Consider the following 13,529-nt stretch of genomic DNA (forward strand, 5'->3'; position numbering starts at 1 on the left):
ATGTGGCCAGGACAGCAGCCGCCCGGGGGCGAGCAGAACAACCCGCAGGATCAGAACCCCTATCAGCAACCGGGATACCAGCAACCGGGGTACCAGCAGCCCAACCCGTATCAGCAGCCCGGATACCAGCAGCCGAACCCCTATCAGCAGCCGCCCCAGCAGCAGCCGGGGTACCCGGACCAGCCTGGGCAGCAGCCCGGGTACGGCACGCCGCAGGGTCCGCCCAGCCAGCAGTGGGGCGCTCCGTCCGGTCCACCCGGCGCACCGCGGCCGCCGCGCGACAACAAGAAGCGCACGACCACCATCGCCATCATTGCGGCCGTCGCGGTCGTCGCCGCCGCGGCCATCACCGGCGTGCTGGTCCTGGGCAAGGACAACAGCGGCGGCGGTGACGAGTCGAAGGGGAAGGACAAGACGCCCGCCGTCTCGGCTTCGGCCTCCGAGGAGCCGACCGGGGACCCGCGCGGCGGCGGTGGTGCGGACAACCCGCGCGCCGGCGGTGACACCGGCGACGTCAAGGCGGTCATACCCGGCTGGAAGCCGGTGGTCAGCCCCAAGCGGCACAACGCCTTCGACGTCCCTCCGAACTGGACGATCGAATCGCCGGGACTGAGCACCGGATTCGAGGACGACAAGGGCAAGCCGCTCGTGGTCATGTCCGCTCCGGCGAGGTACAAGAAGGACTACTGCTCGGTCAAGGACAAGGACGGCTACGTCAACAAGAGCCATGCCGCCGGGGCGGGTTCGAAGGGCGCCCAGGGCGCCACGAGCGAGGCGTCGGCCGCCAAGATCGAGGCCGAGAACTGGGTCTTCGCCGCCTTCGACCAGAAGCAGACCGGGACCCGTAAGGTCACCGACGCCAAGAAGTTCAAGAGCGCCCACGGTCTGCGGGGCTACACCGCGTCGGCCACCGTCACCGGGGTGAAGAAGACCGACAAGTGCACCACCGACGGCAAGGCGGTCACCGTGACCTACACGGACACCAACGGCGACTTCGCCACCTGGGTCCTGTACTCGGTCAAGGGCGCCAAGGAAGAGGTCCCGGACTCCACCATCAAGAAGATCATGAGTTCGCTGCGGCCGGTGAAGTCGGAGGTCTCCTGACCCTCTGATCCCCGGCTGACCGCCACACGCCAGACCCTCCGACCGCCCGATCGCGTGACCGCCAGACCGCGTGACCGCGTGACCGCCTGACCACCCGGCGGCTCCGATCGCGGCGGCCGGAATCCGGTTGGACGCCGGGGCCCGCCCCCGGGGATAGTCCGGATGTGACGACTCCTCCGGCCCCGCGCCACCTACCGCACCGCCCCGCATGGGCCGGCCGCAACTACACGCTCCTGACCACCGCCGCCGTGGTGACCGGCCTCGGGAACGCCGGGGCCCTCATCGCGGCGGCGTTCGCGGTGCTTGAGGCGGGCGGGGACGGCGGCGACATCGGTCTCGTGGCGGCGGCCCGTACGCTTCCGCTGGTCGTCTTCCTGCTGATCGGCGGCGCGGTGGCGGACCGGCTGCCCCGCCATCGGGTGATGGTCGCCGCCAACAGCCTCAACTGCCTTTCGCAGGCGGCCTTCGCGGTGCTCGTCCTGTCCGGCGAGGCGCGGCTGTGGCAGATGGCCGTGCTGTCCGCGCTCGGCGGCACCGGGCAGGCGTTCTTCTCCCCCGCCGCCGAGGGCATGCTGCTCTCCAGCGTCAACGGCGAACAGGCCGCCCGCGCCTTCGCGGTGTTCCGCATGGGCATGAACGGTGCGCAGATCGGCGGGGCCGCGCTCGGCGGTGCGCTGATCGCGGTGGTCGGCCCCGGCTGGGTGCTGGCCGTCGACGCCGCCGCGTTCGCGGTCGCGGGCGCCCTGCGCTCCCTGCTCGACGTCAGCGCCGTCGCCCAACGGGAACCGGGCGGCGGCATGTTGCGGGATCTGCGCGAAGGTTGGCGCGAATTCATCGGCCGGCCCTGGCTCTGGTCGATCGTCGTCCAGTTCTCCGTCGTCAACGCGGTGGTCGGAGCGGCGGAGGGGGTGTTCGGCCCGCTGGTGGCCGAGGACCAGCTGGGCGGGGCGCGCCCCTGGGGATTCGCGCTCGCGGCGTTCGGCGCGGGCACCGTCCTGGGCTGTCTGCTGATGGTGCGCTGGCGGCCACGCCGGATGCTGCTCGCGGGCTCCCTGTGCGTGCTGCCGCTCGCGCTGCCGTCGGCCGCGCTCGCCGTGCCGATGCCGATCGCACCGCTGATCGTGGTGATGTTCCTGGTCGGGGTGTCGGTCGAGGTGTTCGGGGTGGCCTGGATGACCGCGCTGCACCAGGAGATCCCCGAGGACAAGCTGTCGCGGGTCTCGGCGTACGACTGGTTCGGCTCGATCGCCATGGTGCCGCTGGCCACGGCGCTCGCGGGCCCGGCCGAGGAGGCGTTCGGCCGGTCGGCCTCGCTGTGGGGGTGTTCCGCGCTGATCCTGGCGCTGACGCTGGCGGTGCTGACGGTCCCGGACGTACGGCGGCTGCGCCGGCACGAGACCAAGCCCGTCGCCGGGGACGGACCGGCCGCCACCACGGACGCCACCCCGGAGCCGGTCAGCCCACGCTGAACGCCGTCCCGGACCCGTCACCGCCAGACCCGGTCAGCCCACGCTGAAGGCCCCGTTCGGCGGCTCGGGCGAGGGCGTCGCGTCCTCGTCCCGCACCGGCGCCGCGCCCCCCATGAACCGCTCCAGCGCCTCCCCGTGCTCGACCCTGGCCGGAAAGGCGTCGGCCGCGGTGCGGCGGGCCAGCACGGCGACCGGCGGCGGCGACTGGGAGGCCACCAGCACGGCGTTGCCGAACCGGCGACCGCGCAGCACCGACGGCTCCGCGATCAGGGCGAGATGCGCGAACGCCGTGCGGTACGTGGCCAGTTGGGAGCGGAGGAAGGCGAACGGCGCCCCGTCGGCCAGATTGGCCGCGTACCACCCGCCCGGCCGCAGCGCCCGGGCCGCGGCGCGGGCGTACTCGACGGAGGTCAGGTGCGCGGGCACCCGCGAACCGCCGAAGACATCGGCCACGATGACATCGGCGGACCCCTCGGGCGCGGCCTCCAGCGCGGCCCTGGCGTCCTCGGGCCGCACCGTGACCCCCGCCCCTGACGGCAGCGGCAGCTGCTCGGCGACCAGCTCGAGCAGCCCCCGGTCGGCCTCGATCACCACCTGCCGGGAGCCCGGGCGGGCGGCGGCCAGATAGCGAGGCAGCGTCAGCGCCCCACCGCCCAGGTGGAGTACGTCGAGCGGGGCGCCGGGAGCGGCGGCCGCGTCCAGGACATGGGCGATCCGCCGTGCGTACTCGAATTCCAGATGGCCCGGATCGTCCAGGTCGACGTACGACTGCGGGGCGCCGTCCACCGTGAGCAGCCAGGCACGCGGGCGGTCCAGGTCCGGCAGCAGCTTGGCGGTGCCGCCGTCCACGGCGCGGCTCACGGGGATCGGCTCGTTCACCCTCTCATTGTGCCGTCGCGCGCGGGCCCTGGCGTCCGCTCGCCCGCCTCCTGCACGGGGGCGGGCGAGCGGGGCCGGTGATGGCTACGGCAGCACGGTCGTCACCGTGCCCGCGCCCACCGTGCGGCCGCCCTCGCGGATCGCGAAACCGAGGCCGGGCTCCAGCGGTACCGCGCGGCCGAGCTCGACCGTCATGGTGACCGTGTCACCGGGGCGCGCCACCGCGGCGGCCCCGAGGTCCACGGCGCCGACCACATCGGCTGTACGGAGGTAGAACTGCGGGCGGTAGCCGGTGGACACCGGGGTCCGCCGACCGCCCTCGGCCGCCGGGAGGACGTACACCCGCGCCGTGAAGCACCGCCGCGGCACGACGCTGCCGGGCGCGGCCACCACATGGCCGCGGCGCACCGCGTCCCGCGCCACTCCGCGCAGCAGCAGCGCCACGTTGTCGCCCGCCTCGGCCGACTCCATGGACTTGCCGAAGGTCTCCACCCCGGTGACCACCGTGGCCACATCGGTGCCGGGCACCTCGACGCGGTCGCCGACCCGTACCGTGCCGCGCTCGATGGCGCCGGTGACGACCGTGCCGCGCCCGGTGATGGTCAGCACGTTCTCCACCGGCAGCAGGAAGGGCGCCCCGGTGTGCCGCACGGGCGTCGGTACGTAGATGTCCACGGCGTCCAGCAGCGCCTCGATCGCCGCGGTCCAGCGCGGGTCGCCCGCCAGCGCCCGCAGTCCCGAGACCCGTACGACGGGCGTGGTGTCGCCGGGGTAGCCGTGTGCGGACAGCAGCTCGCGCACCTCGAGCTCGACGAGGTCGGTGAGCTCGGGGTCGCCCGCGTCGGCCTTGTTGAGGGCCACCACGATGTGGTCGACGCCGACCTGGCGGGCCAGCAGCACATGCTCGGCGGTCTGCGGCATCACACCGTCGAGCGCGGAGACCACGAGGATCGCCCCGTCGATCTGGGCGGCGCCGGTCACCATGTTCTTGATGAAGTCGGCGTGGCCGGGCATGTCGACGTGGGCGTAGTGCCGGGTGTCGGTCTCGTACTCGACATGCGCGATGTTGATGGTGATACCGCGCGCGGCCTCCTCCGGCGCCCGGTCGATGCGGTCGGCCGGAACATAGGCGCCGCCGGTGCCGCGCTCGCTCAGCACCTTGGTGATGGCGGCGGTCAGCGTGGTCTTGCCGTGGTCGACATGGCCCATGGTGCCGATGTTCAGATGCGGCTTGGTGCGCACGTACGTCTGCTTGGAGGTGGTGGACATACGACGGTCTCTCCTCGTCACCGGGGTGGGAAGCGCGGACCCCAGAACCTCGCCGACCCTCCCCCTGGGGGATCCGTCGGAGTTGTCCGAGGAGGGTCAGCTTCGGGCGCCGTCGAGGCAGGCGGCGGGAACGGCAGTGGGAGCGGCTGCGGGCGGGTCCGTGGTGAGGACGGCGACCGCGGCCGGAGCGAGGGGGAGGACGGCAGCCTTCGGCGCGTCCGCGACCGCGGACGTCGGCGTGAGGAAGGCGAGCCGGAACATGCTGTGATCTTCGCGCACTGTTCGGTCCGCGTCGAATGGTTTTCGGTGGTTTCGGGGCGCGCGGGGTGGGTGGGGCGGTGGTCCGGAACCTCTGTCGACGGGCTTCGGGACCCTCTGCGGTCGGGGTCCGGAGCCCTCTGGGGACCGGGTCCGGAACCCTCTGCCGACGCGGTCCGCGACCCTCTGTCGACGGTCTGCCGACAATCGGACGACAACCCGACGACATCACAGCGTCCGCCGGGCCCGGTCGGTTACGCTCCACCGGTGCTCGATGTCGCCCCGCCGCCCGCGAAACCGGCCGCGCGCCGCGCCCGCGCCGTGCTCCTCTCGCCGTGGTCACGGCTGGGGCTGCTCGCCGCGCTGCTCACCGGTTCCGCGATCGCGGTCTGGCTGTGGCAGCCGCAGCGGCTGCTGACCCACGGCTGGCCGGAGTTGACGGGCGGGACGGCCGTGGTGCTGTTCACGGCAGCGTACGGAGTGGGCACCGCCGCGCTGGTCCCCCGGCCACTGCTGAACCTGGCGGCCGGTGCGCTCTTCGGCATCCAGGCCGGGCTGGCCACGGCCATAGGCGGCACGGTGATCGGCGCCGGGATCGCCTTCGGCCTCGGGCGGCTGCTGGGGCAGGACGCGCTGCGGCCGCTGCTGCGGGGGCGCTGGCTCACTGCGGCGGACCGGCAGTTGAGCCACCACGGGTTCCGGTCGATGCTGGCGATCCGGCTGTTCCCCGGTGTGCCGTTCGCCGCCGCCAACTACTGCGCGGCCGTCTCACGGATGGGCTGGCCGTCGTTCCTACTGGCCACGGGGCTGGGCAGTGTGCCGAACACCGCCGCCTACGTGGTGGCGGGCAGCCGCGCCACCACCCCCACCTCGCCCGTCTTCCTCCTCGCGCTGGCCTTCATCGCGGTGCCCGCCGTCGCGGGAGCGCTGGTGGCCTGGCGCAAACGCGGCCGTATCCGGACCGTGCGGCCCCTGAGGCCCGTACGGCCCGTACAGCCCGCGGAAGACAGGACGGCGGACGAGATGGCGCCGCGGGGCTGACGGACGAGGGCCGGCGCCGTCAGCCACCCTGCGGACCGGGGGCGGAGGGCGACGTGGCCGCGGCGCGCGCGGACAGCGGCTCCGCGACGTCCTCCAGTGAACGCCGCTCCGCCGGAACGGCGAAGAAGACGGCGGCCAGCCCGGCCGCGACCATGAGCGAAGCCCCGATGCAGAAGGCCAGCACGGTGTCGGCGACGACTCCGCTCGCCGTCAGATCCGAGAAGATCAGCGGACCGCTGATGCCCCCGGCCGCCGTGCCGACGGCGTAGAAGAAGGCGATGGCCAGGGCGCGCGTCTCCATCGGGAAGACCTCGCTGACCGTCAGATACGCCGAGCTGGCACCGGCCGAGGCGAAGAAGAGGACCGCGCACCAACAGGCGGTCATCGTGGTCGCGTTGAGCCAGCCGCTGCCGAACAACCAGGCCGTGATGAACAGCAGCGCACCGGAGAGGATGTACGTCCCCGAGATCATCGGCCGACGGCCGACCGTGTCGAAGAGCCTGCTCAGCAGCAGGGGCCCGAGGAAGTTGCCGAACGCGATGACCGCGAAGTAGTAGCCGGTTGCACCGCTGGACACGTTGAAGAACTTCACCAGGATCGAGCCGAAGCCGAAGGTGATGGCGTTGTAGAGGAACGCCTGCCCGATGAAGAGGGCCAGCCCCAGGAGCGCGCGCCTGGGGTAGGCCCGGAAGAGCGTCCGGGCGATCTCGATGAAGCCGGTGCTCTTCCGGGTGCGGATGGTGATGGCCTTGTCCGGCTCGGCCAGGCGCCGCCCGGTCTCGTCCTCGATCCGCCGTTCGGCCGCCGCGACCAGTTCCTCGGCGCCCTCCGCGCGGCCGTGGATGAACATCCAGCGCGGGCTTTCCGGGACGTTCCGCCGAACCAGCAGGATGGCCAGGCCGAGGACGACACCGAGGGCGAAGGTGAGCCGCCAGCCGACGTCCAGCGCGAAGAGGTTCGTGTTCAGCATCAGCACGGAGAGCAGCGAGCCGCCCATCGCGCCGAGCCAGAAGCTCCCGTTGATGACCAGGTCGACGCGGCCCCGGTACTTCCTGGGGATCAGCTCGTCGATCGCGGAGTTGATGGCCGCGTACTCCCCGCCGATGCCGAAGCCGGTGAGGAAGCGGAAGAGGAAGAACCACCAGGCGGAGAAGGAGATGGCGGTGAGCGCGGTGGCGGCCAGATAGACCCCGAGCGTGATGAGGAAGAGCTTCTTGCGGCCGTAGCGGTCGGTGAGCCAGCCGAAGAACAGCGCCCCGGTGCAGGCCCCGGCCACATAGAGGGCCGCCGCCATCCCGGTGACCTGCGCATCGGTGATGGGCAGCCCACTGCCGGGCTCGGCGAGGCGGTTGGCGATATTGCCGACGACGGTCACCTCGAGACCGTCCAGGATCCATACGGTGCCGAGGCCGATCACGATCATCCAGTGCCAGCGTGACCAGGGCAGCCGGTCCAGCCGCGCCGGGACCTCGGTGGTGATCGTCCCGCCCGGCCCGCTTCCGGCGCCGCCCCCGGCCCCGTCGTCCCGTCGGCCACCCCGTCCTCCGTCGTGCCCGATCGCGGTCATACGGTTCGGCTCCTCGGCTGCCCTCAGCTGTTCACCGGTCTTACCCGGCTGGTCCTCGTCAGGCCGCCCGCGGCGGGGCGGCCGAAGCCCCGAGTACCCGAGGTCAAAGCGCTGAACCGAGGGTCTGACCAGGCCCTTGATGGGCCGCACACCCGAGGACGCTACGCTGCCCCCACAACCGGCCGTTGATCCTCGACGGTCGGCCTCCCACTGACCGCCCCGCCTGAATCGGTCATGCCTGGACATCTGCGACCAGGAACCGAGCAGCGCACGATCAGCCTTGGATAGCGAAGACTCAATGTCGTGGTTTGAATCATTCATCCTCGGGCTGGTCCAGGGGTTGACTGAGTTTCTTCCGATCTCCTCCAGCGCCCATCTGCGGCTCACGGCCGCGTTCGCCGGCTGGAACGACCCTGGGCCCGCCTTCACCGCGATCACCCAGATCGGCACGGAGCTCGCGGTGCTCATCTACTTCCGCAAGGACATCGTCAACATCGTGTCGGCCTGGTTCCGCTCGCTCTTCAGCAAGGAGTGGCGCGGCAACCACGACGCCCAGATGGGCTGGCTGGTGATCGTCGGCTCGCTGCCCATCGGTGTGCTCGGGCTCACCCTCCAGGACGCGATCGAGGGTCCGTTCCGCGATCTGCGGCTGATAGCCACGACCCTCGTGGTCATGGGCCTCGTACTGGGCTTCGCGGACCGCCGCGCGGCCCGCGATGAGACGGGCGGTCGGCACCGCGTCGCCAACCAGCGCAAGACGCTCCAGGAGCTGAGCATCCGGGACGGGCTCATATTCGGGGTCTGCCAGGCGATGGCGCTGGTGCCGGGCGTCTCCCGGTCGGGCGCCACGATCAGCGGCGGGCTGCTGATGGGCTACACCCGCGAGGCGGCGGCCCGTTACTCCTTCCTGCTCGCGGTCCCGGCGGTACTGGCCTCGGGCGCCTTCGAGTTGAAGGACGCCTCCGACGGCCATACCGACTGGGGTCCGACGATCTTCGCGACGGTCATCGCCTTCGTTGTCGGCTATGTGGTGATCGCGTGGTTTATGAAGTTCATCTCGAGCAAGAGCTTTATGCCGTTTGTGATCTACCGGATTCTGCTGGGCATTGCGCTCTTCGCGCTCGTCGGCCTCAGTGTGTTGAGCGCGCACGCGGCCGAGTCGGCAGGCTGACGCGCGTCTCAGACACCTGCCTCTCGGACATCCGCCGGGCAGGGAGATGGGCCGCCGGCCGAGGAGGGAGGAGTCCGGCGGCCCCTTCGCTCAGGTCTGGCGCCCCCTGAGCGGCATGGGACGAGTCAAGCGCCCTGCCGCGCGGCAGGGAAGGGTGTGCGATAGATATATGCAAGCATTCACATCACACCGGGTGTGAACTCCTCACTCTGCGCACACCCCTGCCCCGGGCTGCGGCCTTACGGAGACGATGGCCCCGCCGGTCCGGTGAAGATCTCCACCAGCTCACCCAGCGAGTCGATCCGCCAGTCCGCCATCGCCGCCTCGGCCGTATCCGCCCACAGATGCGCCCACGGCCCCCGGCGGATATGCGCGGCCCGCAGCCCGGCGGCCTTCGCCGGGCGGATGTCGAAGGCCGGATGGTCACCCACGTACACCGTGTCCCCCGGCGCGGCGCCACCGAGCTCCAGCACCCGCCGGAAGAACTCCGGATCCGGCTTGACGACCCCCCATCCACCGGACGTCGCCACGGCATCGACCGGCAGCTCCATTCCCCGCAGCAGCTCCCCCATCCGCAGCGACTGGTTCCCGGCCAGCACCACCCGCAGCCCGGACCCCCGCAGCGCGCCGAGCGCGGACCGTACATCCGGGTACAGATCGGACTCGTCCAGCCACTCCCCCCGCCCCGCCGCCTCCCGCGCCCGCCGTTCGGTGTCGATGTCCACGCCGTCCGGCCGCAGCAGCCGGATCGCGTCCCCGTCGTCGCGCCCCTGTGCGACGACGGCCCCCACCAGCGCGGACAGGGTGTGCCGCGGCACCCCGAGCCAGTCGGCCCAGGCACCCCAGTAGCGGTCCTCACGGACGAGGGTCGAGCCGATGTCGAACACCACGCTCTCCACCACCACGGCCCTCTCCTACTCCCGCCTACTCCCCCGGCCCATGGCCCACGGTCCTCAAGCCTTCTCCGGCCCCCGCCCCTCCCAGTCCGCGTAACGGACCCGGGCGAGATCCAGCACCTCACCGACCGTGCCCCATTCGTTCCTCCCCAGCCGGGACAGCGGCCGCAGCCTGGTGATCTCCGCATGCCCGTCGACCATCACCTCGTCGTCGATCACGGCATGCACCACCCGCCCAAAGACCACCGTCGAGTTCCCGATCCCCATCGTGCTGTGCACCACACACTCCAACGCCACCGGTGACCCCGCCACCCGAGGCGGCTTCACCCGCAAGCTCGCCTCCTGCTCCACCCCCACCTCCTCGAACTCGCTCATCCCGTGCGGAAAGTCCGTCGCCGTCGCGTTGACCTGCTCGAACAGCCCCTCGGGAGCGAGGTTCACCACAAACTCCCCGGTGGCCTCGACGTTCCGCAGCGAATCCTTACGCCCCACGGAGGTGAACTGCACAACGGGCGGAGCCACGGCCGCGACGGTGAAGAACGAGTGCGGAGCGAGGTTCGCGGCACCGTCCTGGCCGACGGTCGACACCCAGGCGATCGGCCGGGGCACGATGACCGAGGTCAGCAGCTTGTAGAAGGGGGTGGCACCCATGGTCTCGGGCTCGAAGTCAATACGCATACGGCCCAGTATCCGCGAGGCCCGCGGCTAGATTGGCCAGATGACCTGGAGCGAGGAGGAGTACGTCGACTATCTGCACGGTGAGCGGCGTTGCTACGCGTGGGTGATGCGGCGATACGGCGGCCTGGCACCGGACCAAGCCCGGCAGGCCGCTGTGGAGCGATACCCATACGAGCCGAGCGATGAGCCCCATCGCGGCCTCCTCTTTCATGACGAAGCCTGGCACTGGGCGATGCTGGCGCTCTACGGCCATCGGTACACCGTGGAGCACCCCGAGCTGATGGATCCGTCAGCTGAGTACAGGGCTCTTGACTGACCTCTTTAAGAGCTCAAGAACAGGGTGCCGCCAAGCGGCCCCACCCATCATCCGCGAACACATGCACGAAATTTCGGCACCGCGTTTGATTCCCGTGAGGTGAAAATACCTCAAGCGGCTCCACGTAAGAGATGACTTTGCATGAGAGGCTTTCGAGGGCCATCGGGGTCGCCGCTCACGATACTGTCGTGCTGGCTCCAGGCAAGGGAGCCCGCCCCGGGGAAATGGATAGCAGCCATCCCCCGGAGTGCGATGTGATCAAGACAGGAATGCGAATGCTTGACCGATCTCGCCGAGGGTGCACGCAACCACCCTCCGGGCCATCGCACGGTATCAGCTTCAATTTCGGGCCCGCAGTGATTCGCGAGGGAAAGCCTCCTACGACTGCCCGTCAGTTAAGTGCGCCGCCCGCACTCCTCGGTGACAGCAAACGGCGTCAGGGCGGTGCCCCGGCCGCGGACCAGGACTCCCACGAGCATGGCCCCATCACGGCGAACCCGTGGAGCGACGCCGGCTACCTGGCCTTCGTCCAGCTGCACCGGCCCCGCTACCTCCGCTACGCGCAGGTGCGACTGCTGGACAAACCGGCCGGCCAGGCGGCCGTCGATGCCACGTTCGGCATCGTCGCGAGCCGATGGGACGAGCTCCTGCGCGAACCCCGACTGGCGGCCGAGGCATGGCGTCAACTCCGCGGCCAGATCAGCGCCGCACGCCACAGAAGAAGAACTGACCGCCGGGACCAGGCCGTCGACCGGCTGTACGGCTCACTGCCCGACGGGACCGCCGACGCGGTGGTGCTGCGGTGCCGACTGAAGATGCCGGTCAAGACCGCCGCCGAGCTGATGGGGGTGGAGCCACCTGTCGTGACGGCCAGCCTCCTGGCCGCCAGGCGGCAGCTTTCCACCACGGCCCTCGAATATCTGGAGTCGCCCGTTCCGCACTGAAATCGGCAGGGATCTCACGTCAACGTCTACGATAGAACACGACGTTCACGCCCAGTTTTCGCCATCATCACTCTTAACAGTGGTGGTGGCGCTTGGCTTGCCCTCATAAGATGGCCCTCATTCCCTGGAGAGATCGGGGCTCGACCGGGAGGGGGTCTGTCCTTGACGGACAAGCGACGCATCGACTTATCGGTTCCAAGCGCGGCCAGGATGTACGACTGGCTACTTGGCGGTCATTACAACTACGAAGCGGACCGGACAGCTTGCCAGCTACTGCTGCGCTCCGCGCCGACCACAAGAGAGCTGGCCCGCAACAACCGTTGGTTTCTTGAGCGCGTGGTCCGGACTCTCGCCGCGGAGCACGGCATACGGCAGTTCATCGACTTCGGGTCTGGGCTGCCGACGCAGAACAACGTCCACCAGGTCGCACAAGCAGTCGATCCGCAGTCGAGCGTCGTATACATCGACAACGATCCCGTAGTCCTGGCCCACGGCCGGTCGATCTTGGATGAGAACGACCGAACCACCATCATCTCGGCCGACATAACGGAAACCGACTACATCTTCAGCCACGCTGAGTTCAAACGGCTTGTCGATCTAAGCGAGCCCGTCGCCGTCCTGTTCATTTCCGTGCTGCATTGCATTTCGGACGAGGCAGAGCCCGGGCAACTCGTCCAGCGGGTCGTCGAGCGCCTGCGGCCGGGAAGCTTCGTCGTGCTCTGCCAACTCGTGAGCGAGGACCCACGGCTCCGCCAGAAGGTGACGGAGCTGATGCTGGAGCAGACCCAGGGACACTGGGGTCGGGTGCGGCAAAAGCAGGATGTGTATGACTACTTCGACGGGCTCGCGGTCCAGCCGCCAGGGCTTGTGGATGTGACTGACTGGCGTCCGGACTCCGAGTTGCGGCAGCGACAGCGGAGTATCGAATGGACCGAGTTCGGCGGCCTAGCCGAAGTGCCTGCCAGGCCATAACGAGCCGTTCCGGCTACTCGGAGAACCGTTCGAGGGCCTTGTGAATCATGCTGCGGCTCTGGCGCCGTGAAACGGCCGCTTCACCGCTGAGCCGCAGCATCAGTTCGACATGACGCTCCACGTCCTCCGTCTTCGAATGGTACGTCGCGGCATCGTTCCCCTCGATGTACACCATGGGCGGCAGACCACCGTCACCGAAGACCAGGTGGGTCATGGAGCCATAGTTGGATACGACCGCGCTGTCGAAGGGCACGAACCTGATGCTGACGTCGGGTACGTCAAGGAAATCCAGCAGCTTGAGCAGCTGCCCCCGCATCGTCTGAGGATCGCCGACCTGACGGTAGATGATGGACTCGTCCAGCAGGAACGTCGCCTGTGGCGGCTGAGCTTGATCGAAGAACCGCCTCTGGCGTTCCTGCCGCAGACGTACGCGCGGATCCACCTGGTCGCCATCAGCGGCACGCAGGCCATTGCTGATGATCTGCCGGGCGTACTCATCGCTCTGCATGAGGCCGGGCACGATCTTCATCTCATACGTCATGAGCTGGACGGACATCGCCTCCAGGCCCATCAGCCGGTGCATCCACACCGGGGTGTAGTCCGAGTAGGGCTCGAACCATTCGGCTTCCTGGGCACGCCGGGCCAGTGCCTCCAGGTGAGCTCGGTCCTCAGCGGGCAACTTGTACCAGGTGGCCAGCGCTGCGACGTCATGCACGTCCGGGGGACTTACGGCGCGCTCCAGCCGACTGACTTTGGATACCGAGGCGTTGATCGCCTTCGCGGCCATCTTCATGGCGATGCCACGCTGATCACGCACTCGGCGAAGGTCAAGCCCGAGGAGGAGCCCAGCCGCGGTCGGCCTGACCTCTGCAAGCCGGTCTGCGCCGAAAAGCGGGAGAGAATCATCAGGACGGGTGGACACGCGAACTCCATTCGTGGATAGGGCTAGCCCATCTTGGCACGGT

At 69.7% G+C, this 13,529-nt stretch carries 14 protein-coding genes; 7 read left to right on the forward strand and 7 right to left on the reverse strand.

Features of this window, described 5'->3' with window-relative positions; genetic code table 11:
• Window positions 1-1,104: a DUF8017 domain-containing protein gene (locus VT50_RS33430; RefSeq protein WP_046084735.1), complete on the forward strand. Its 1,104-nt coding sequence runs from the start codon at window positions 1-3 to the stop codon at window positions 1,102-1,104.
• Window positions 1,105-1,268: 164 nt separating this feature from the next.
• A complete protein-coding gene (locus tag VT50_RS33435) occupies window positions 1,269-2,573 on the forward strand; it encodes an MFS transporter (RefSeq protein WP_046084736.1) in 1,305 nt (434 codons plus the stop codon).
• Between the two features lie 33 nt (window positions 2,574-2,606).
• Here the strand turns inward: VT50_RS33435 and VT50_RS33440 are convergent, their stop codons facing one another.
• The 3 genes from VT50_RS33440 to VT50_RS39870 form a co-directional block, all read right to left on the reverse strand.
• Entirely contained in the window at window positions 2,607-3,452 is an 846-nt protein-coding gene (locus VT50_RS33440) for a spermidine synthase (RefSeq protein WP_046084737.1), read from the reverse strand.
• Between the two features lie 84 nt (window positions 3,453-3,536).
• Window positions 3,537-4,721 (reverse strand): elongation factor Tu, encoded by a 1,185-nt coding sequence (tuf, locus tag VT50_RS33445; RefSeq protein WP_046084738.1) that lies wholly within the window; start codon window positions 4,719-4,721, stop codon window positions 3,537-3,539.
• Between the two features lie 96 nt (window positions 4,722-4,817).
• Window positions 4,818-4,982 (reverse strand): hypothetical protein, encoded by a 165-nt coding sequence (locus VT50_RS39870; RefSeq protein WP_167396646.1) that lies wholly within the window; start codon window positions 4,980-4,982, stop codon window positions 4,818-4,820.
• A 264-nt stretch (window positions 4,983-5,246) separates the two neighbouring features.
• On the opposite strand from VT50_RS39870, the gene VT50_RS33455 reads away from it, so the two are divergent.
• The gene (locus VT50_RS33455; RefSeq protein ID WP_240529407.1) at window positions 5,247-6,020 is read left to right on the forward strand and encodes a TVP38/TMEM64 family protein; all 774 of its coding nucleotides are present in this window, start codon (window positions 5,247-5,249) and stop codon (window positions 6,018-6,020) included.
• Between the two features lie 19 nt (window positions 6,021-6,039).
• On the opposite strand, the gene VT50_RS33460 is transcribed toward VT50_RS33455, so the two are convergent.
• Window positions 6,040-7,587 carry an MFS transporter gene (locus tag VT50_RS33460; protein ID WP_078840576.1) on the reverse strand — a complete coding sequence of 516 codons (1,548 nt, stop codon included), beginning with the start codon at window positions 7,585-7,587 and terminating at the stop codon, window positions 6,040-6,042.
• A 298-nt stretch (window positions 7,588-7,885) separates the two neighbouring features.
• On the opposite strand from VT50_RS33460, the gene VT50_RS33465 reads away from it, so the two are divergent.
• Window positions 7,886-8,758 (forward strand): undecaprenyl-diphosphate phosphatase, encoded by an 873-nt coding sequence (locus VT50_RS33465; RefSeq protein ID WP_046084740.1) that lies wholly within the window; start codon window positions 7,886-7,888, stop codon window positions 8,756-8,758.
• Window positions 8,759-8,997: 239 nt separating this feature from the next.
• On the opposite strand, the gene VT50_RS33470 is transcribed toward VT50_RS33465, so the two are convergent.
• Both VT50_RS33470 and VT50_RS33475 read right to left on the reverse strand, forming a co-directional pair.
• Window positions 8,998-9,660 carry an HAD family hydrolase gene (locus tag VT50_RS33470; protein ID WP_046084797.1) on the reverse strand — a complete coding sequence of 221 codons (663 nt, stop codon included), beginning with the start codon at window positions 9,658-9,660 and terminating at the stop codon, window positions 8,998-9,000.
• A 51-nt stretch (window positions 9,661-9,711) separates the two neighbouring features.
• On the reverse strand, window positions 9,712-10,332 hold the full coding sequence (locus VT50_RS33475; protein WP_046084741.1) for a flavin reductase family protein: 621 nt from the start codon (window positions 10,330-10,332) through the stop codon (window positions 9,712-9,714).
• 40 nt (window positions 10,333-10,372) lie between these two features.
• On the opposite strand from VT50_RS33475, the gene VT50_RS33480 reads away from it, so the two are divergent.
• The 3 genes from VT50_RS33480 (at window position 10,373) to VT50_RS33490 (ending at window position 12,564) form a co-directional block, all read left to right on the forward strand.
• Window positions 10,373-10,648 (forward strand): hypothetical protein, encoded by a 276-nt coding sequence (locus VT50_RS33480; RefSeq protein WP_046084742.1) that lies wholly within the window; start codon window positions 10,373-10,375, stop codon window positions 10,646-10,648.
• A 356-nt stretch (window positions 10,649-11,004) separates the two neighbouring features.
• The gene (locus VT50_RS33485; protein WP_053048444.1) at window positions 11,005-11,592 is read left to right on the forward strand and encodes an RNA polymerase sigma factor; all 588 of its coding nucleotides are present in this window, start codon (window positions 11,005-11,007) and stop codon (window positions 11,590-11,592) included.
• Window positions 11,593-11,754: 162 nt separating this feature from the next.
• Window positions 11,755-12,564, forward strand: coding sequence for an SAM-dependent methyltransferase (locus tag VT50_RS33490; RefSeq protein WP_075200269.1), 810 nt, complete (start codon window positions 11,755-11,757; stop codon window positions 12,562-12,564).
• Between the two features lie 13 nt (window positions 12,565-12,577).
• Here the strand turns inward: VT50_RS33490 and VT50_RS33495 are convergent, their stop codons facing one another.
• Window positions 12,578-13,486, reverse strand: a complete 909-nt coding sequence (locus VT50_RS33495; protein ID WP_276207356.1) for a helix-turn-helix domain-containing protein — start codon at window positions 13,484-13,486, stop codon at window positions 12,578-12,580.
• Between the last annotated feature and the right edge of the window lie 43 nt (window positions 13,487-13,529).

It is taken from the genome of Streptomyces antioxidans, from assembly GCF_000968685.2.
Taxonomy (GTDB): Bacteria; Actinomycetota; Actinomycetes; order Streptomycetales; family Streptomycetaceae; genus Streptomyces; species Streptomyces antioxidans.